18 protein-coding genes and 1 tRNA gene are annotated in these 17,616 nt (G+C 64.9%); 12 read left to right on the top strand and 7 right to left on the bottom strand.

Features of this window, described 5'->3' with window-relative positions:
* Positions 1-23 precede the first annotated feature (23 nt).
* Positions 24-89 (bottom strand) — tRNA-Leu (locus P1T08_03495).
* 606 nt (positions 90-695) lie between these two features.
* Between P1T08_03495 and P1T08_03490 the strand changes: the two genes are divergently transcribed.
* Positions 696-1,757: a MazG nucleotide pyrophosphohydrolase domain-containing protein gene (locus P1T08_03490; protein ID MDF1595156.1), complete on the top strand. Its 1,062-nt coding sequence runs from the start codon at positions 696-698 to the stop codon at positions 1,755-1,757.
* A 48-nt stretch (positions 1,758-1,805) separates the two neighbouring features.
* Here P1T08_03490 and P1T08_03485 read toward each other — a convergent pair whose 3' ends face one another.
* From P1T08_03485 to P1T08_03475, 3 genes are read right to left on the bottom strand one after another with little or no spacing between them, the layout of a single operon-like run.
* Complete coding sequence (locus tag P1T08_03485) at positions 1,806-2,816, bottom strand: putative DNA base hypermodification protein (GenBank protein ID MDF1595155.1); 1,011 nt, start codon at positions 2,814-2,816, stop codon at positions 1,806-1,808.
* A 49-nt stretch (positions 2,817-2,865) separates the two neighbouring features.
* Positions 2,866-3,717 carry a hypothetical protein gene (locus tag P1T08_03480; protein MDF1595154.1) on the bottom strand — a complete coding sequence of 284 codons (852 nt, stop codon included), beginning with the start codon at positions 3,715-3,717 and terminating at the stop codon, positions 2,866-2,868.
* Complete coding sequence (locus P1T08_03475) at positions 3,717-4,937, bottom strand: toll/interleukin-1 receptor domain-containing protein (GenBank protein ID MDF1595153.1); 1,221 nt, start codon at positions 4,935-4,937, stop codon at positions 3,717-3,719. The genes P1T08_03480 and P1T08_03475 overlap by 1 nt, the downstream gene beginning before the upstream one ends.
* A gap of 71 nt (positions 4,938-5,008) precedes the next feature.
* Here P1T08_03475 and P1T08_03470 point away from each other — a divergent pair, with 71 nt between their 5' ends.
* From P1T08_03470 to P1T08_03460, 3 genes are read left to right on the top strand one after another with little or no spacing between them, the layout of a single operon-like run.
* Entirely contained in the window at positions 5,009-5,476 is a 468-nt protein-coding gene (locus P1T08_03470; protein ID MDF1595152.1) for a TIR domain-containing protein, read from the top strand.
* 3 nt (positions 5,477-5,479) lie between these two features.
* Positions 5,480-6,088, top strand: coding sequence for a hypothetical protein (locus tag P1T08_03465; GenBank protein MDF1595151.1), 609 nt, complete (start codon positions 5,480-5,482; stop codon positions 6,086-6,088).
* 50 nt (positions 6,089-6,138) lie between these two features.
* Positions 6,139-6,681 (top strand): TIR domain-containing protein, encoded by a 543-nt coding sequence (locus P1T08_03460; protein MDF1595150.1) that lies wholly within the window; start codon positions 6,139-6,141, stop codon positions 6,679-6,681.
* Between the two features lie 147 nt (positions 6,682-6,828).
* Here P1T08_03460 and P1T08_03455 read toward each other — a convergent pair whose 3' ends face one another.
* The 3 genes from P1T08_03455 to P1T08_03445 form a co-directional block, all read right to left on the bottom strand.
* Positions 6,829-7,620 (bottom strand): hypothetical protein, encoded by a 792-nt coding sequence (locus tag P1T08_03455; protein MDF1595149.1) that lies wholly within the window; start codon positions 7,618-7,620, stop codon positions 6,829-6,831.
* Entirely contained in the window at positions 7,617-8,672 is a 1,056-nt protein-coding gene (locus P1T08_03450; protein ID MDF1595148.1) for a toll/interleukin-1 receptor domain-containing protein, read from the bottom strand. Before P1T08_03450 ends, P1T08_03455 begins: the two co-directional genes overlap by 4 nt.
* A gap of 250 nt (positions 8,673-8,922) precedes the next feature.
* On the bottom strand, positions 8,923-9,225 hold the full coding sequence (locus P1T08_03445) for a hypothetical protein (GenBank protein ID MDF1595147.1): 303 nt from the start codon (positions 9,223-9,225) through the stop codon (positions 8,923-8,925).
* Between the two features lie 466 nt (positions 9,226-9,691).
* Between P1T08_03445 and P1T08_03440 the strand changes: the two genes are divergently transcribed.
* The 8 genes from P1T08_03440 (at position 9,692) to P1T08_03405 (ending at position 17,609) form a co-directional block, all read left to right on the top strand.
* Positions 9,692-10,351, top strand: a complete 660-nt coding sequence (locus tag P1T08_03440) for a hypothetical protein (protein MDF1595146.1) — start codon at positions 9,692-9,694, stop codon at positions 10,349-10,351.
* A gap of 83 nt (positions 10,352-10,434) precedes the next feature.
* Positions 10,435-10,782 carry a hypothetical protein gene (locus P1T08_03435; GenBank protein ID MDF1595145.1) on the top strand — a complete coding sequence of 116 codons (348 nt, stop codon included), beginning with the start codon at positions 10,435-10,437 and terminating at the stop codon, positions 10,780-10,782.
* On the top strand, positions 10,779-11,708 hold the full coding sequence (locus P1T08_03430; GenBank protein ID MDF1595144.1) for a conjugal transfer protein: 930 nt from the start codon (positions 10,779-10,781) through the stop codon (positions 11,706-11,708). Before P1T08_03435 ends, P1T08_03430 begins: the two co-directional genes overlap by 4 nt.
* 13 nt (positions 11,709-11,721) lie before the next feature.
* Positions 11,722-11,985 (top strand): hypothetical protein, encoded by a 264-nt coding sequence (locus P1T08_03425; protein ID MDF1595143.1) that lies wholly within the window; start codon positions 11,722-11,724, stop codon positions 11,983-11,985.
* Positions 11,986-11,994: 9 nt separating this feature from the next.
* Positions 11,995-12,417, top strand: a complete 423-nt coding sequence (locus P1T08_03420) for a hypothetical protein (GenBank protein ID MDF1595142.1) — start codon at positions 11,995-11,997, stop codon at positions 12,415-12,417.
* The gene (locus tag P1T08_03415; protein ID MDF1595141.1) at positions 12,410-14,917 is read left to right on the top strand and encodes an ATP-binding protein; all 2,508 of its coding nucleotides are present in this window, start codon (positions 12,410-12,412) and stop codon (positions 14,915-14,917) included. The genes P1T08_03420 and P1T08_03415 overlap by 8 nt, the downstream gene beginning before the upstream one ends.
* Positions 14,914-16,410, top strand: coding sequence for a type IV secretion system protein (locus P1T08_03410; protein MDF1595140.1), 1,497 nt, complete (start codon positions 14,914-14,916; stop codon positions 16,408-16,410). Before P1T08_03415 ends, P1T08_03410 begins: the two co-directional genes overlap by 4 nt.
* On the top strand, positions 16,407-17,609 hold the full coding sequence (locus tag P1T08_03405; protein ID MDF1595139.1) for a peptidoglycan DD-metalloendopeptidase family protein: 1,203 nt from the start codon (positions 16,407-16,409) through the stop codon (positions 17,607-17,609). The genes P1T08_03410 and P1T08_03405 overlap by 4 nt, the downstream gene beginning before the upstream one ends.
* Positions 17,610-17,616 lie beyond the last annotated feature (7 nt).

Genomic DNA, 17,616 nt, shown 5'->3' with positions numbered 1-17,616 from the left:
GCTCTGACCAGGGCCTTTGCTAGTAGCGGGGGTAGGATTTGAACCTACGACCTTCGGGTTATGAGCCCGATTGTGGGAGTTACCCTGACCGAGGAAATCGCCCGAAACGCCTGTCCTGACTGGGTTTTTGCCTCTCAACGTTTCGCGTCGTTTCCCCTTCCATCCCACCCTCTCGCGGTATGGACGCGGTATGGAGCAGACGACGTGAAGATGTGCAGCGAGCGGTCACGTCAACGGAACTTGCTTCTCTTCGGACTGTTCACGGCGACCGTCGACCCACGTGAGTCGATACCGCGAATCCTCTGGCCCTGGTGACGCCAGCGAGAAGCCGACAGCGACATGCACGGACTCGCCCGGCTGCAACGAGTCCGCCTCGTGGTGGTCCTGGCCCTCTGCGCGATCCACTTCAACACGGCCACCGACGTCGACACCCCGACTACTTCTCACAGACCTTCGAGCGGTTCATGGCCAAGATGGACCTACCCCGAATCAGGCTCCACGACCTGACACACACGCACGCCATTCTCCTGCTCAAAGAGGGCGTCCCTCCCAAGGTGGTGAGCGGGCGCCTTGGTCGCTCAGCGGCGCCTTCACCATGCGGATCTACCAACATGTCCTTCCCGGCTGCGGGCCAACGCGGCCGCTACATTCGGTGACCTCGTGTTCTCGGAGAGGTGACCGCATGCTGAGCTACAGTGAGCCATCGTCTCGTGCGTCGGGCTCAGTCGGTCGTGCACCGCGTCAAGCCGAAACGGATGAAGCACGATCCGACCTGCCAACATGGGATGCCCGGCAAGCATGCCCAGGCACCAGCGACATTCATCGCTGCGGTGTTCGGGAATGGGAAAGTTGAGATGGATTTTCAGGACTACGTCGAACGAGCGTCCGCTACCGACAACCTCGGGACCGACGAGGAGGCCATCCGGATCGGCCTATTCGGGATCTCTGGCGAGGCGGGTTCGGTTGTGTCCGAGGCCAAGAAGTGGTTCCGCGACGGGGGCCCGCTACCCGGCCTGCAGGAGCGCGTGGGCGAGGAACTCGGAGACCTCCTGTGGTACATCGCCCTTGTTGCCCGACGGCTCGACATCGATCTGGCGGCGGTCGCCCAGCAGAATCTCACTAAGGCCGACGCGCTCTGGTCGGCTTCGATGCCACCCCTTCCCGAGTACGACGACCATCCTCACGAGCGTCAGAAGCTGCTCAGGCGGATGACAGTCCGGTTCGAGGAAGACCGGTCGGGCGATATCCCCCTCGTTCGTATGATCCCCGAGGGTGACCTCGCCGAGCGGGTCGCGCGCGAGCGTGAGCGCAAGGCCACGGTTCAACTAGGTGATGTGCTTGACGACAACGCCGCCGCTGGCGACGGCTACCGCTACCACGACATAATCCACCTCGCACATGCAACTGTCCTCGGATGGTCCCCAGTCCTGAGAGCACTCATGGGCGCAAAGCGGAAGGACGTGGGCGATCTCGACAGGGTTGAAGACGGTGCTCGCGCGATTGCCATCGAAGAGGGCCTTGCGGCGTTCGTGTTCAACTACCTCGAGCCGTTCGACTTCACGCCTGATGCCATTGGCTGGGATCTGTTCAAACATGTGCAACGAACGGTTCGCGGACTTGAAGTGGCGAGCCAGCCGGTTGTCGCGTGGCGGACCGCATACGCCCAAGCGTTCGCGATCTTCCCCCGGCTGCTAGAGGCTCGCGGCGGAGTCGTCGAGTGTGACCTAGACACTCGCGAACTCCGAATCGCCGACTGAGCTGGCGCAGAGGAGCGAAAGCTGAGCCACGGCGTCACCCGAACTCGGTCACCCAACACCCAGCCTCCCTGTGTCGACTGCCTCGTTGAGTCCCCACTTCGGCGGGAACCAAGCAGTGAGCGGCCCCGGCGCGGGGCGGTACCGCTGCTTGATCTTCTTCCCGGGCGCGTAGCGCGTGAGCTCCGGGAGGGCCACCCGCGTGTATTTGTCGACCTCGCAGAACAGGTTCTGAACATCAATGAGCTGAAGGTGCCTTCCCCACAAGCCGTCCCACACTAGGCCCCTAGCGGAGAACTCACTCTCTTGGCGCTCCCACGTCCATCGAAGGAGATCGTCATCCGACAATCCCCCAGAGTCTGAGAAACACTTGCGCAGCCCTCTGACGGCACCGGGCCCGGGTACGACAAATTCCGACTCGGAAAACGACAGGTGGTCCGAGTAGTTCAGATCAGTGACGAACTGGTAGGCGAGAAAGTTGCCAATTGATTCGTACCGACGGAGGACCAGATATGCGTCCGCCATGGATCGGGCCGACTGCACATCACCAGGCGCGCCGTCCAGCACCATCCGCCGAACGAGCTCCAGGTGGCGGACATACTTCGGTCCAGAAGCGGAGCGGGGCGGGGGCATAATGTACGCCGCCGAATAGACCGGCCTCTTTCCGGCGATTGACCCAACCGCTCTCGCTACGTGCCCGTCTCGGAGAGCCGCCCAGTCTGGCTCGCCGATCTCTTGTACGATGTGCTGCCAGGTGTCAATGCGGTTGAAGATCTTGAAGATCAGGGTTCGAACGAATGTGTCCAGCCAGTCCCACTCATCGCGGTATTGGACGTGGGTGATGAGGTGCTGGCTGACTCGGTCCGATGCCCTGTAGGCGTTGGTGAAACGGTTGGCCGCGATCACGGGGTTCTTGGTCAGCGGTTCACTGCATCCGGCCAGCCGGCGGTAGTACACCTGCTGTCGTTCCGCCGCGAATGACCAATAGCAGGCGAAACCCTTGGTCACTGTCGGCGGCCCAGCAGGCGACTGCCAATAGATCGATTTCCCGTCGAAGGCCATCGTCACACCGTAATGGCCGACGCGTCTGAGCCCAGTGATCCGGGCACCGCTAGCTCGATGCTCGAGAGAGACCTGCCACCACCAGCGATGCGATCTCGCCGGCGCGATGTGAAGCTGAGAGCCGCCGGAGTTCTTCTTGGTCAAGCCCAGCCGAGGTCGGGTCCCAATCAAGTGCTGTGGCTGTTTCGCCCAGCAGCTCAAGCGCATGGTCGATTCGCTCATCGGCGGGTTGCCGCGGGAAATCCCGAGGTGCCCATCGAAGGCCGTCGATCTGGAGCTCACGCGCAACTAGCGCGGCTGCGCCACCAAAGCCAGCTGAGACGAGGAGTCGCTGTCGAGCTTCGACGGCGACGACCGCCTCCTCGATGATCCCAGGCATCCTTCCAGCGAAGTCCGCGAGGCTTCCACCGAGGAGAACTCTCGCGTCCGTAATCGTGCCCATGAAGGTCCGCATTGCGCTGTACGCCTGTGCTGCGAGACCGTCCTCGAGAGGATCAGGCTCCACCGGCTTCGACCTGAGAATGTCCTCGACTTCGCTGCCATCTTCATCAAGGCAGACGACCCGACCCTTTGTTCCGAGTTCCCGATCGGTCGCATCGAGCTCATCGCGAGAGAGCTTTCGATGCTCGGGCGCTGCCAGGCACAGTGTTAGAACATCCCGGTCGCGACCGTAGCGGCGCACCTCGTGCATTAGATACTGCGTGAACCCCGAAGGCTTGATCCTGCCCCCATAGACAAGTGAGCCCCCAGCAATCAGTACAGCGCGAGCGATCTCCCCGACTGCGATCTCTGCATGGGCCGTGGACAGGCCGAGTCGCGGGAGATCGCCACTATCTGAGACGGAGATGCCGACCCGCATGCCGACCAGGGCGTCTCTCGAAATCAGCTCCGACGTCGACATCAGAGCTCTCCTCCTCCCCTGCTTGCATAGGTCCGCGGCGTGACGACGTCTATCGGAGCTTTGACTCCTGCTACCTGGAACAACTGATCGATGACGCCATTTTCGTCCGGTCCAAGGGGTGGGTCTGGGTGCATGATAAGTATTCGACCATCTGCCATTGCGCGCTCCTTGTTGGCGAGCAGCCAGGGGATAATCGTCGCGGGCTCTGGTGCGTGCAGCGGAGCCCAGTCGACTCCTCGTGAACTGAGTTCCGCCTCTTGAAGGCCCCAGACCGCTCGCCGCAGTGCTCCGTCAACCAGCAGGTTCAGTGCTTCTTCGATGCTGTGCGCGCTTGCGTCGTCGTCTCGGTGGTCGTAGCCCACTATCGGTACATGATCCATGAGGAAAGACCCACGTTCTTCGGATCGGCGGACCGCGTTGAGAGTCACGATTGGCATTCCCGCTTGCTTGGCGATAAGAAACTCGCGCTGGCACCACTCACGCCCGGCGTAAAGGTCGGTGCGTATCGCGAGCAGCGCGTTCGAAGCGGCGTTTGACCGGAGCTCGTGATCCCAGTCGGACCCGGCTTGAACGTCGGCAGCGTCGAAGTAGGCACGCAGATGCGTATTCGAGATCATGCTCCGGACCCGGGTCACGAGGTCATCGACGTAGTCGGGTTCCTCGTCTGGCGAATGCCGCTTGGTGTGACTGATGAACACCGTCAGCCGGTTCCCAAAGGGGTCGTTGACAAGTTGAGCAATTGCCTGCGAGAGCTCGCGACAGAGGGTGCCACGATCTTCGGCGCTCGCCCGATTGAGCTCCTGCAAGTCACCGAGTAGCTGTCCAATGGCCCCGTCAGCAGTCCCGTGCAGTCGGAGGGGGAAGACTCCGACCGGATTGCCAGGGGCATCGGCTGCCGCTCGCATGGTTTCGAGGTAGCGGCGCCAGTCTGAGGACTCGTCGTCGACCGCCCGGGCGAGGCGCGTGCCAATGATCGGAACGATGGCCGTCACCCGGGCGGACGGCAGGTCGTATGGCAGCGGCGTGTCGCAGGGCAGTGGTCTTGGGGCATCCGAGCCCGGTGCCCAAGGCGCGGAGCGCGCGTACACCTCGACAGCTCCCCCGATCAGTCCAGCGTACGGAGTCCCGTGAAAGTGCTCCAGCAGCCAACCGAGGATCGTCTCGCCCTCCGTGTCGCTTGGGTGCCAGACCAAATAGATCTCGAGAATCGGGGGGAGCATGCCACCATCGTACAAGTTCTGTCACACCCATTCCGTAGAGTTGCGGTTGAAGAGTCCCAGGAGGCCGCCTCATGAGCGAAGCCCACAACGTGTTCATCAGCCATCGCCATGAGGACGACGCGCGTGTTGCCGACTTCAAGGAGTTGCTGGACGGCAAGGGCGTACAGATCCGCGACGCCTCCATCACGAGCGACAACCCCAACGAGGCACGCGACCCCGACTATATCAAGACCCAGATCCTCGCACCTGGAATCCGATGGGCCGGCAAGGTCGTCGTGCTCATCACGCCGGACACGAAGAACCACGACTGGGTCGACTGGGAGGTCGAGTACGCCAACCAGCTCGACAAGCCGATAATCGGCGTCTGGGCGCCTGGGTCCGCCGGCTGCGAGGTTCCGGAACCCCTCGAGAGGTACGCGGACGCGATTGTTGGCTGGAACTCGGACAGCATTCTCGATGCCTTCGACGGCGCGCGGGCGTTCGAAGACTCGAGCGGTACGCCCCGGTCACCCCAGCCCGTCAACCGCGTCGGCTGCTAGCTGGTGGCCGATCTGTTCACCTACGTCGTGCGCTACGACATTGGCTTCGCACCCAATCCTTTCCATGGCGTGTGCACGCTCGCCACGTGTAAGCCCGGGATCCGGCGGGCCGCAAAGCCAGGTGACTGGGTCGCGGGTATCGGCTCAAGGCAAAAAGGCCAGAAGGGCCTCCTGGTGTTCGCTATGCGGGTCGACGAGGCGGTCTCGTACGACGAATACTGGAGCGACCCCAGGTTCGAGCGAAAGAAGCCGAATCGTGTTGGCAGCCTGAAGCAGCGGTACGGCGACAACATCTACCACCGCACGCCCGACGGAAAATCCTGGACTCAGGAAGACGGTCGGCACAGCCTTGAAGATGGCACCCCCAACATGGATCACGTCAGGCGGGACACGAGCGCTCCGCGCGTCCTGATCTCCGAGAATTTCGTGTACTACGGGGATCGAGCCATCGACATCCCAGCTGAGTTCCGCGATTGGGACGGCGACAACGTCTCTAGCAGCGTGCGCGGCTACCGGCGCAACTTCCCGGACGACCTACGCGAAGCCTTCACGACATGGCTTAGGTCAAAGGCCGGCGAGGGAATCGCTGGTGAACCGCTCGACTGGCGATAGCTCACGTGATCTAAGGTGAAACCAGGTCACTCTGATTGAAAGAAGGCCCGATGGTTGAGCGAAGTGTCTTCCTCACCTATCACCATGGCGACCAGGCCGAGGTGGAGACCTTCATCGACTCCTTCGAGGAGAACTTCAACGAGCTACGCGCGATCGGAGTATCCGACGAGGACGACTTCATCGACAGCAACGACACGGACTACGTATTGCGGCGAATCCGCGAGAACTACATCACTGGGACCTCCACGACGATCGCCCTCATCGGCCAGTGCACCTGGGCAAGGAGATACGTCGACTGGGAGGTCGCTGCAACCCTGCGGGACAACCCCAAGGACCCCCGCGGCGGACTTCTAGCGGTACAGCTCCCGAGCATCGACGGTCGAAGCGACATCGACCTCCCACCTCGTCTTGCGATGAACCGCGACTACAAGAGCCAAAGTGGCCGGGAAGAAGGCTACGCCTCCTACCACCGCCACCCATCGTCGGGGGCGACGCTCGCTCAGTGGGTGGAGGACGCGATCTGGCGTCGTGACCACCGCGATCCTGTGAGCGGTTCGACGTCCGATCTCAGGAAGAACAACAGTCCGTGTTGACCCTTACGCCTTTCGGATAGAGCGTGGTTCGCAACACAACCCGCACCCGTGTCAGCCCGGCGGAGCTGGCAGTTCCTGATTGTCTCCCATCCAGCGAGACTTCTGCTGGCTAGCCCCTCCGAACTCAGCGCGACGCCCAACAGCGGCTCAAAGGGCGTCCCGTTGCCCGAGGTAGGCGACGAAGCGCTGCATGATGAAGGCGAGAGGGACGCGCCCCCCAGGGATGTCGGTCGAGTCGCTGATCCAGTCACGCCCTGGGCGCTGCCGCTCGTCGGCGTCGAGCATGGCGAACCGTTCGAGGATCGCGCTTACCTTCGTGGAGGTATCGTCCATGGCGTACCGCTCGGTTAGGTCGACTGCCTGTTCAATCGGGAAGGGTTGCTGTGCGGTCGGCGGCATTACAACGAAGATCGGGCCCTCGAATTCCATAGCCTGGGCCACAACAGGTTCGCTCGCCCCAAAGGCCACAGTTGCCCACGGCAGCGCATGGCGGACGGCGTCACGAATGCTGCCCGGTGACCATTCCCTACCGCTTTCCGCGGCGCGTCGTCTCGGGACGAAGCTCCTCTGCTCGCCGGACCAGACAAAGAAGGTCGCCGCGCCGATCGACTCAAAGAGGTCGAATACCTGCATCTCCGCCCCGGCTTCGAGCCAGCGGTCGGCATAGACAGTGAGCATTCCCGCGCCCGTTCTGGGTCGCTCGCCGGTTTCCACGTACCTGGAGGGCATGTATTCGGCTGCAATCAGTCCCGCCAAAGCCACGAGCGAGGGTTCAGCTCCTACTGCCAAGCGGCCGCCGCCCGCGAAGACGGCCCGGACAAGGCTGATGATGGCTTCCTCAAGGAATTCTGAATCGTCGTCGGGTGAAGCCGCCAGGAACACACTCGCGCCATGTAGCTTGCCTTCCTCGGGGTCCCAGGGTCGCCAGTAGACGGTCACAGCTTGCTCCCGGCCGCGATCAGATCAGCGAGTTCACTCAAGCCCGTGACATCGAAGTGGCTCACGTCGGCCTTCTCCGCGAGCCAGCCGAGCTTGCTTCGGCGCCCGCCACCGAGTCCAGCGACAGGACTGACAACGGCGGGATCACGTCCCGAACCGGCGACACGGCGCTCCGTCCGGTAGAACTGCTCGAGCTGGGCAGGTCTCGGCGAAAGGCTGATCGCATATGATCGAGATATCGAGGTCACATCAAGCCCTTCGGCGGATAGGTGAATATCCGCCGGTACAACCCCCGACGAGATCAACGACCACAGGGCGGAGAGGCGTAGAAGCCGCTCCCGGCGGTTGATGGCGGCCGCGTGCGCGGTGCGTACACGATCGACAACCTGGGCCCTGCCCTGCTTGGTCAGATGGAGATCCCGATGAACAAACGAACCCCGCACCTCGCCTTTGCTCAACGTCAACCGCTGACGGCTCGGAACCGGCGCATAGCCAGCGTCGGGAGCGTGCAATGCCAACAGCCCAAGCAGGTGCTTTGCGCTGAAGCCAACCTCCATGCGTACCCAGGGCGACGTGGCGATGAGCGGTGACTCGACAACAACCACCATTGCCTTATCCGCCAGTTCCTCAAACAGGCGAACCTCGAAGTCCACGCCTGGGTCAAGGCGGAAGCGATCCAGGAAGACATCGAACCCAGCGTGCGCGAGCGCATCGAAGACGCTGTCGGCGAGGGACGAACCATCCTCCGTCTTGTAGCTGATGAACACCCTGTTCTCGGTGGGTGCTATGCCGGCGGCCCCAAGTACATCGAGGACTGACTCGCCGATATTGGCGTCGAAGCGTGAAGCATTCAGGTGTTGAATCGAAGGCGGGAGCACGGCGTATGGATCGAGGCCGGATTTGAGGACGGGCAGTACCGCGTACCGGCCCGGCCTTCCCAGCCAGTCTGTAAGCTCCAGCACAGCGCTGACATCCGGGGTGGTAGCCCCGACCCAGACCAACAGTCGAAGGCAGTCCCACTCGCCCTCGGCCCCGCAATGAAGCTCACGCATGACCCCGCCGCAGGGAACACGCGGTTGAGCGGCGACAGGTTGCAAGGTGAGAAACTCGGTGCGCAGCGCGGCTGCGAGATCGCCAGCGAGGGTGTCGGCTGTTGAGGACCCTTCCGATACCACCACGATCCACGCGGGTCGCACCAAGCGAGTTCCGGCGAAGCCCTCACATGTCGAATTGCCCCCCACTCTCGTGTGCATGATGACTTCGAACGAATCGAGAGCGGACACGGTCCCTAGCACGAGACGCTCACCCGAGCGTACACGCCAGCACCGGGCGAAATGGCTGGCATTGGACATCGACAACGTGGCTGTGCTCCTCGTTGTGTCGACGTTGAATGCCAAGATCAGTCTTTCTGGCTCGCTGCCCCCGGGTTGTTCGACGCCGGATGTCGCAGAGTGCTCTCAACTGTGTGGCCTGCATGGACAAGACGAAGAACGAATCCGGAGGCCGGCGACGATGTTGAGCAGGGTCGAACAGGACCTCGTCCCACGCTGAGAGCCACTGACGCACTCGAAGCGCGGCGATCTCGGGGCGTCGTTGGGGTGGCATCTGGCAACTCTACCGCCCGATGCCTTGCGGCGTTGCCAATCGTTTGTGCTACACGCAGCGTGCGGACCGCCATCGGACGTGCGACCACGGACGCGTCCGGAACCCGAAGGCTATTCGGCCGGATTCGTCGCTTGGACTGCGTCTGCTGATCGGAACAGCATCCGAACAGCGGGCGCTCTCTTATGCCGACGCTCCTGACGTTCGACGAGCTGGGAGGATCCGCTCAGGTCGGACAGGTCATCAGGCCGCCCATTTCTTGATCAGATCCTGAATGACCAGTTTCGGAACGTAACACTCGTATGAGAGGGCTGCTGACACTCGGCTGACAGGGTCCGCGCGGACGCTCCACCTCGTGAGCGCACGAGAGGAGCAGGCGGTGGGTCCAAGACCCCCGACGAGGGCGGCTGACAGCGAGTTGGTTCGCCGGCTTGATGCTGAGTGGCGTGTGCTTGCACCTTCGCGACTGTTGAGGGATCGTCTTCGGGCCTGGGAAGCCCAGGACCATCGGCTTTCGTTCGATGACGGCGACCAGCTCGTGGCCGCCGCGCAGCGGCGTGACGTGGCGAGCTGGGCGGAGCGAGATCAGGTCCTTACCGCCCTGCTCGAACGAGCCTCTGACGACGCCCTGGCCAAACGGATCGCGCTTCAGGTGGTGCTTCCGGGGTTGAAGAGCTTGGTGAACGGCATCCGTGGCTGGGACGTTGAGGAGCGCGCCGCCCGCATAGTGGCCGCGGCGTTGGACGTGATCTCTTGGTGTGCCACTGAGCCAGCTGGTACGCCACCGAGCTTCCGGATCTACACGAACACGAGACGCCGGGTTCTGCGGTCGGCGGTCCGCGCCCGAACGGAGCCGGTCACATTCGTCGACGACTACTCCGGCCTCGATACCGGCGCGGACACCACAGAGGGCATGGCCGAAGCCCAGCGGTTTGACCAACTGGTCGAGTGGGTGCAACAGCGCGGAGCTGTTCGCGAGGACGCGGCCCGCCTGGTCGTGATGACCCGAGCTGCCGGTTTCTCCATGGACGAACTGGCAGCCGCCGAGAACGTCAGTCCGCAGACGCTCCGCCAACGCCGTCTCCGGACAGAGCGTCGGGTGCGCCAAAGCCTGACCCTCGCCCGATGACCCACATGGCACCCAGTAGCGCGTCGCGTTGCGCTCCCCTGCCTGCCCCTTACGTCAACAACCGGCCAACACGACCGACCCAGATGACCGAATCAACGGAGGAGACCATGGAAGCCTTTTCGCCACCGCAACCCAACCACGGGCGACTCGACCCCGAAATCGCGCACGAGGGGGACGTTCGCACCCTGACCGATGCTGAGCTAGAGGCCCAGATCAGGGTCGGATGGGACACCTGGTGTGATCTGCTTGACGACCTTCTGAACACTGGTGGGATGTTGCCGTCCCGCCGACTGGCGGGTCGGGTGGTGGGGTTCTTCGAGGATTCGTATTGGTGCGCCGAGGATGCCCGGGTCGAGGCTCTGCGTCGGGAAGCCATCTCACGGCGCCCGCAGCGGCGCGGTGGGGCGGACCGGTCGAGGGGGATCCGATGACGCCCGCGGCGAGCGAAGGAGTGTTCGGTGGCGAAGGCGGCTCGCGTCGAAGCTGGAACCCGACTCTGACCATTCGGGTCGTGCACATCGTCTTGTGGCTGCTGGTGATCTCCGGCCCTGTGGCGGCTCTCCTGGTGGCGAACCAAGTGTCGTCGATCGGTGACCGCCTTGATGCTCTCGGCGTAGCGGCCGGCGTAGAAGTGCCGCCCGACACGTCTGGGGTGGAGGGTTTCGCCGAGTTGTTCATCGCCGCCTACCTCGCCGCCGGTGAGGACTCGGCTGAGGACCCCAACTCATTCCTCGACGGCGACTCACCGAAACGCGTCGAGACCGGATCGTGGTCGGTCACGAGAACGACGAGCCTGGGAGCGGTGGAGGTCGCTCCCGGCTACTTCGCGGTGACGGTGGCTGCCGAAGTGGTTGCCGCCGATGCCGACTCCGAGGGACAGCCAGTGTGGGTTCCGGTCGGGACCCGCTTCTACTCGGTTGGCGTCGCCGAAACCGACTCAGGATGGGCGATCGTCGGTCTCCCCTCACTCATCCCGGCGCCCGCCGGGGCGCCTGTCCCGGAGTTGTTGATTGATCGCCGCGGCGGGCTCGACGCGAACCCTGGTCTGGAGGAGATGCTGGTTCGTTTCCTGGCGGCCTATGTGGCCGGTGATGGGGAGCTTGCCCGGTACACGTCCCCGTCCTCGCCCATCGTCGCGGTCCGACCACCACCGTTCATCGGCGTGGAGATCCTCGAAGCGGGGCTGGTCGAAACGTCGGACGGTGTCACCGAGGTGGCCGTCTTGGTCCGGGCGACGGACGGTGCCGGTCGGGCCCAGGTTCTCGAATACACCCTGGTGGTCGAACAGCGGGATGGCCGCTGGGAGGTCTCCCACCTGCTGGCGGTACCACCACTCGCATCGTCGGAAACCAACTGAGAGGAAGAAAGCAATGATTGATACAGCAGAGACTCTGGTCGGGAACCTGACCAGCCTTGCGATCGGGGCGGCGGTGCTGATCGCCATCGGGATGATCTTGTGGTCGTGGCTGGTGAAGCGGACCGTTTCGGCGGTGATCGGGGTGATCATCCTGGCCGCCATCGTCCTGTTCGCCATCAACGCCACCGACTGGCTGCAGAACAAGGTCGCCGAGGATGTCGGTGCCCTGGCACCGGCCGCCCAAACGGTGGTCGTGACCTTCGACGGATCGGTGTAGGTGCCGGCGATGGACGTCGACGTCTACTCCTCGTACACCCAGGCGCTGCGTCATCCGGTGATCATCGGCCATGTCGCCGGGTGGCGGCTCCCGTGGGCGATGTCGGCTTCGCAGTTGGGTGCAGTGGCGGGAATGAGCGGGCTGTTGTTGGTGGCCCGACCAGTGTGGGCGCACCTGGGAGCGGTCGGGAACCTGGTGGTATTCACGGTGCTGGTTGCCGGGGCGGGGTGGGCGGTGAGGCATTGGAGGATCGAGGGCCGCTCCCCGTTCCTGGTGGCCGCCGGCGTCGCCACCGTGCTCCTGTCCCCAGCATCCCGACATGGGTTGCGCAACGGCGCGCCCGTCCTCCGACCACGACCGACCCGCGGCAATCAGGTCGGTGTCGTGATCGGACCCGTCCCAGCGAGCCGCGGGAGGCGGGCTGATGGGTAACCCGATTCCGGTCCGCGGCATCACCGGTCATCTGGTGTGGGGTGCCGACGGGGCCGTCTGGGCGTGTTTCGAGACCGAGCCATTCCCGTATCCACACCGTTCGGTTCGCGACGCCCAACAGACCCACGCCCGTACCACCGCCGCCCTGCTGGCCCTGCCCACTCATTCGCTGATCCTGTCGATCGCCAACAGCCTCTCCCGTGACGAACTCGAACGCCGGATCGGCGGCAGTGATGACCTGGGGCGAGCACCCGGCTGGGCAGCCACGGCGCGCCGGACGGCGAGTCGGCTCGCTTCGGAGTCGGTGTACGAACGCCGCTGGTTCCTCGCCGTCGGACTCCCCGACACCGGAGCCGGCCGGCGGATGACGGATCGGGTCCGGGCGGCGGCGTCACAGGTCGGGTCCACGTTTGGTGCAGCTCCCCAGCCGGCCGGGCGAGGTCGAGTGGCAGTGGCGGCGGCCCAAGCGGCGTCTCTGGCGGACCAGTTGTCCCAGCATCTGCGTCTCCGGCCCCTCGACCCAGCAGAGGTACGCTGGGTCTACCAACGAGCGGTGTTGCGCGGGCTGGTCGACCCGCCCCTCCCCAATGACCACATCGTGGATCGGGTGTCGGTGGTGAGGTTGGACCGTGACGCCGTCTACCACGAGGGCGGCCGACGCACCGACCCCGAACGACCATCTCATTGGCGGTACCTGTCCGTCGAACACCCAGACTACGGAACCGGCCATCAAGCGTTCTCGTGTCTGGCCGAGACCCCTGCGGCATGGACCTTCCCGTACGGGTCCGGGGAGTGGCTGTGGCATCTCGACGATCAACTCCCCTACCCGGTCGACTGGGCGGTGCGGATCGAACGGGTCGACAACCAGACCGCACGGCGGCGAGCGTTGCGAGCCAAACGGAACCTGGTCGGCCAACTTGTCGAACCGGGCGGCGACCCGGCGGGGCCGGCCACCACCCTCGCAGCGGCCACCGACGCCGTCGATGAGCATCGGGCCCGCCTCGAATCGAATCCGGCGCTCCCCGCACTCCGGGCCACCACCATCGTCGCCGTCGCCCACCGGAACCTCGGCGAGGTGGAACGGAGGGTGGCGATCCTGGAGTCGGCGTTTCGGGCGGCCGAGTTCAACTTCTACCGACCCACCGGCGCCCAACTGGCCTGTTTCACCGCCATGCTCCCCGGAGCACCAGTCTCACCGGTGGTACGGGAGTACGCCCAGGACCTCCTGCCCGACGGGTTGGCGTCGGCGATGCCGTTCGCCGGCTCCGGTGTCGGCGACCCCGGTGGCATGCTCCTCGGGTTCTCCCTCGACGGGCTCAACGCCCGCCCGGTGTTCTGTGATCCTTCCTATGGGCCACGGGATCTCAACCGGTCGGGTTCGCTCGCCGCGATCGGCGAACTCGGCTCGGGAAAGAGTTACCTGGCCAAAACGTTGGCTCTCAACACGGTGGCGATGGGCGGCCAGGTGGTTGTGGTCGACCGCACCGAACAGGGTGAGTACAGCCAGCTCGCCGGGGTGATTCCGGGTACCGGCCAGGTGGTGGAGATCTCAGCGGACGCCACCGTGAGTCTCGACCCGTTCGTAGTGTTCGACACCGACGAGCTGCGACTCCGCTACGGGGTCGGGTTCATCACCCTGCTCACCGCCACCCCACCCGGGTCGACCGCCGGCACCCTGTGCTACCGGGCGGCACAACACACCCTGGAACAAGCCGCCGAAACCGGGGACCCGGCCCGTCTTCGTGACGTGATCGACCACCTCGAAACATCCGGGGGTGCGGGTGGTGAGGTGGCGGACAAGCTTCGGGCCCTTTCGGAGATCTCCTATGGGCGGCTGGTGTTCGGCGACCCGGGCCCGGCCGTCGACCTCAACGGCGACTACGTGTGCTTCCACCTCCCCGGCCTCCGCCTCCCCCGCCGAGACGCAGCGCGGGATGAGCAGTTGGCAGAGGAGCTGTTGGGTCAGGCGATCCTCTACCTGGTAGCCGCGTTCTCCCGCCGGGTGCTGTTCCGGCACCCCGACCGGTTCGCCGCCCTGCTCCTCGACGAGGCCCACGCTCTCACTGCGAGTGCGCAGGGTCACGGGTTGGTGATGGACCTGATCCGTGACGGCCGCAAACACTTCGCAGCGGTATGGGCGTTCAGCCAGCTTCCCTCAGACCTCACCGGCGGGGCCGACACCGACGACATCGACACGCTGCTGGGCTACCGGGTCGTGTTTCGCCAGTCCCCCGGAACCGCCGCCGACGCCCTCGGTTTCCTCGGCTCGGACGGCCGTGACGACAACGTCGAAACGGTCACCTCCCTCCGGACCGGTGAATGCTTGATGCGTGACCCGGCGGGACGGTTCGGACTGGTCCGGATCGCCGCACCCGACGACCTCGACGTTACCAACGCCTTGTCCACCACCCCCGGCGCCAGCCGGGTGACGGTCGGACCCTGGCCGTCCCTCGACCACCACCAGAATTCGGCGCCGGTCGCCGGCGGGGAAGCGCCGTGACCCGTGGCCAGGACACCGCCAGGCGCGGTCGCCGGTCACAGGTATTGGACGGGTGGGGATGGGTTTTCATGTGGCTGGTCGCAGTCGTCGTCGTCGCCGGAATCGTGTCGGCACCCCCCGCACACGCCCAAACCGGACCGGCCCCGGGCGTCGAGTTGGGTGAGGAGCTGTACCCGCCCACCGACTACCCCACCAGCGAGACGAATGGGATTGTTGGGATCGGCCGCTACGACATCGGCTGTTCCAACGCCGGGTTCGTAGGCGACGTCGCCTGCGTGACGATCGGGACCGCCACCGACCTGGTCTTCTCGATCGCCAAGCTACTGGTGGCAGTGGCGATCTGGCTGTTGGAGACCGCGGCCGGGTTCGTCATCGAAGCAGCGTTGACCGACGCCGCCACCACCGTCGCCGACCTCCTCGACGGTCGGGTGCTCGGGCCGATGCGACTGTCACACCTCGGCCTGGTCGTCTCCGCGCTGTACATGGGCTTCCAGTTCCTGCGGGGGAGGGTCGGTGCGGGTGCGGGAGAGTTCGCGGTGACGCTCATCGTGTTCGCCGTTCTCGTCTCGATCTCTACCGGGTCGGGGTTCGGCGGCGCAGTCACTGCAACGATGCAGGTTGCCGGTGGGATCTCAGCTGAGATCGTCTCCCTCGCCGCCGACACCGACCAAGGAGGCGACATCTCCGACCGGGTTGGTGCGGCGTTGATGGCCGGGTTCGTCCGGGACCCCTACGACACCATCAACTGGGGCCAGCCCCTCCCCCCAGGTTCATGTGCCGACGCTCGTAACCAGGCGTTGGCGTCTGGACCTCACAGCTTCGACGACACCCCCCGCCAACTCATGGAGGCCGCCGGTTGCGAAACCAACGCCTCATTCAACGCCGAAGCGTCGGTGAGCCGGCTGGTCGGGTCGCTGCTCTACCTGGTGGTCGCCGCCGCCGCCCTCGCCCTGTTCGTCATCACCGCCTTCACCCTGGTCGTCGCCAAAGGCCTCGCCCTGTTCCTCATCGCCCTCCTCCCCATCGCGCTGTACGCCGGGCTGTTCCCCGGCGCAGGACGGTCACTTCTCTGGCATTGGGTGGCCGCCCTGGTGCGGGTGGTCGCCCTCGTAATCGTGATGGGCGTCTTCTTGGCGCTGCTGGTCACCGGCCTCAACGGGCTGTTGAGTGTGGCCGGCGGTATGTGGACCAGGTTCCTGCTGGTGATCTTCTTCATGGCCGTCATGGCCGTTGGACGACGCCAGCTGCTCGACATCTCCGCCCGGTTCGCCGACTCCACCCTGGCCCGCCTCGAAGGCAACCGCATCGGCGGCTCACACGGCGCCACCTGGATCCGTCCCTACCAATCCGGCGGTCTCACCGGCCTCGGCGTCACCCACACCGTCAGAGAAGCCGCCGCCGAAGTCCCCAACCTGCCCCACAAGAAGCCCCAGCCGCCACCAGGGCTCGCCGCCGCCGCATGGCAACAGGCCAGTAGGAGGACCCCGGCATGAGCTTCCAACTCGTCGCCAAGGCCGCCACCCACCTCGCCAAGAAGAAACTGGCCGACAAACTCGCTGAACACAACCGCGGGTCTGGCCTGTGGCGGGTCATCATCGTCGTTGGGATCGTCACCGCCCCGCTCGGCTTGGTCATCCTCATCGTGATGCTGGGGGTCGCGGCTGTGGTCGCCGGCTCACCGGCGGCCGCCGCTGGTGGGGCTCTCGGCATCCCACCGGTGGTGTTCTCCGCCTACATCGCCGCCGAAACCAACGCCGCCTCGGTCGCAGAGGGTTGTGTGGTTGACTGGCCGGTCGTCGCCGGGATCTGGAAGGTCGAATCCAACCACGCCACGCACGGTGGACGCACCGTCGACCCCTCCGGGCAGGTGACCCCTCCCCTCTATGGGATCACCCTCGACGGCTCCCACCCCGGTACCGCCGTCATACCCGACACCGACGATGGCCTACTCGACGGCGACCCGACCTGGGACCGGGCCGTCGGACCAGCCCAGTTCCTCCCCGGCTCATGGCGAGCCTACGGACAGGACGGCAACGGTGACGGCGTCGCCGACCCACACAACGTGTTCGACGCCTCCCTCGGCACCGTTGCTCACCTCTGTCTCACCCGCCCCGGCGACTACACCAACCCGACCGACCTCGAAGCCGCATTACGCCGCTACAACAATTCAGCCGAATACGTCGCCACCGTGACCGGGTGGGTCGACTACTACCGGACCTTCCGGTTCACCCAAGGTGCCATCACCGCCGACGGCGTCTACGTCTTCCCCCTCCCGGTCGACTCGGTCACCGTCGAGATGATCCGCCGCAGCCACCACGACTACCCCGCCTCCGACCTTGGTGTCCCCGAATCCACCCCGGTCTACGCCGCCCACCCCGGCACCGTCACAGGCGTCTACCGGCCGTGCGCCACCTGCAAATGCGGCTGGGGAGTCACCGTCACCGGTCTCGACAACCACCGCTACACCTACTGCCACGGCACCGGGGTCGCCGTCCAACCCGGAACCGAAGTGACCGCAGGCCAACTGATCATGACGTCGGGCAACACCGGCAACTCGGCCAGCCCCCACCTCCACTTCCAGATCCGCAACCCGAACGGCGCCCTGCTCTGCCCCCAGGAACCTCTCGAGGCCTGGTGGACCGGCATCGGACTCAGCCCCGTCACCGCCGCCACCAGCGGCTGCACCCACTAAAGGAGCC

Source organism: Acidimicrobiia bacterium, assembly GCA_029210695.1.
GTDB lineage: Bacteria > Actinomycetota > Acidimicrobiia > Spongiisociales > JAHEDJ01 > JAHEDJ01.
Note: the sequence above shows the minus strand (reverse complement) of the source record. Positions and strands in the feature narration are given on the sequence as shown.

Coding starts and splice junctions, on each gene's coding strand:
- P1T08_03460 (MDF1595150.1), top strand. CDS start 6,139: ATGGTTGAGCGAAGTGTCTTCCTCACCTATCACCATGGCGACCAGGCC.
- P1T08_03480 (MDF1595154.1), bottom strand. CDS start 3,717: ATGTCGACGTCGGAGCTGATTTCGAGAGACGCCCTGGTCGGCATGCGG.
- P1T08_03485 (MDF1595155.1), bottom strand. CDS start 2,816: ATGGCCTTCGACGGGAAATCGATCTATTGGCAGTCGCCTGCTGGGCCG.
- P1T08_03405 (MDF1595139.1), top strand. CDS start 16,407: ATGAGCTTCCAACTCGTCGCCAAGGCCGCCACCCACCTCGCCAAGAAG.
- P1T08_03425 (MDF1595143.1), top strand. CDS start 11,722: ATGATTGATACAGCAGAGACTCTGGTCGGGAACCTGACCAGCCTTGCG.
- P1T08_03420 (MDF1595142.1), top strand. CDS start 11,995: ATGGACGTCGACGTCTACTCCTCGTACACCCAGGCGCTGCGTCATCCG.
- P1T08_03450 (MDF1595148.1), bottom strand. CDS start 8,672: ATGCGTGAGCTTCATTGCGGGGCCGAGGGCGAGTGGGACTGCCTTCGA.
- P1T08_03430 (MDF1595144.1), top strand. CDS start 10,779: ATGACGCCCGCGGCGAGCGAAGGAGTGTTCGGTGGCGAAGGCGGCTCG.
- P1T08_03435 (MDF1595145.1), top strand. CDS start 10,435: ATGACCGAATCAACGGAGGAGACCATGGAAGCCTTTTCGCCACCGCAA.
- P1T08_03415 (MDF1595141.1), top strand. CDS start 12,410: ATGGGTAACCCGATTCCGGTCCGCGGCATCACCGGTCATCTGGTGTGG.
- P1T08_03445 (MDF1595147.1), bottom strand. CDS start 9,225: ATGCCACCCCAACGACGCCCCGAGATCGCCGCGCTTCGAGTGCGTCAG.
- P1T08_03475 (MDF1595153.1), bottom strand. CDS start 4,937: ATGCTCCCCCCGATTCTCGAGATCTATTTGGTCTGGCACCCAAGCGAC.
- P1T08_03470 (MDF1595152.1), top strand. CDS start 5,009: ATGAGCGAAGCCCACAACGTGTTCATCAGCCATCGCCATGAGGACGAC.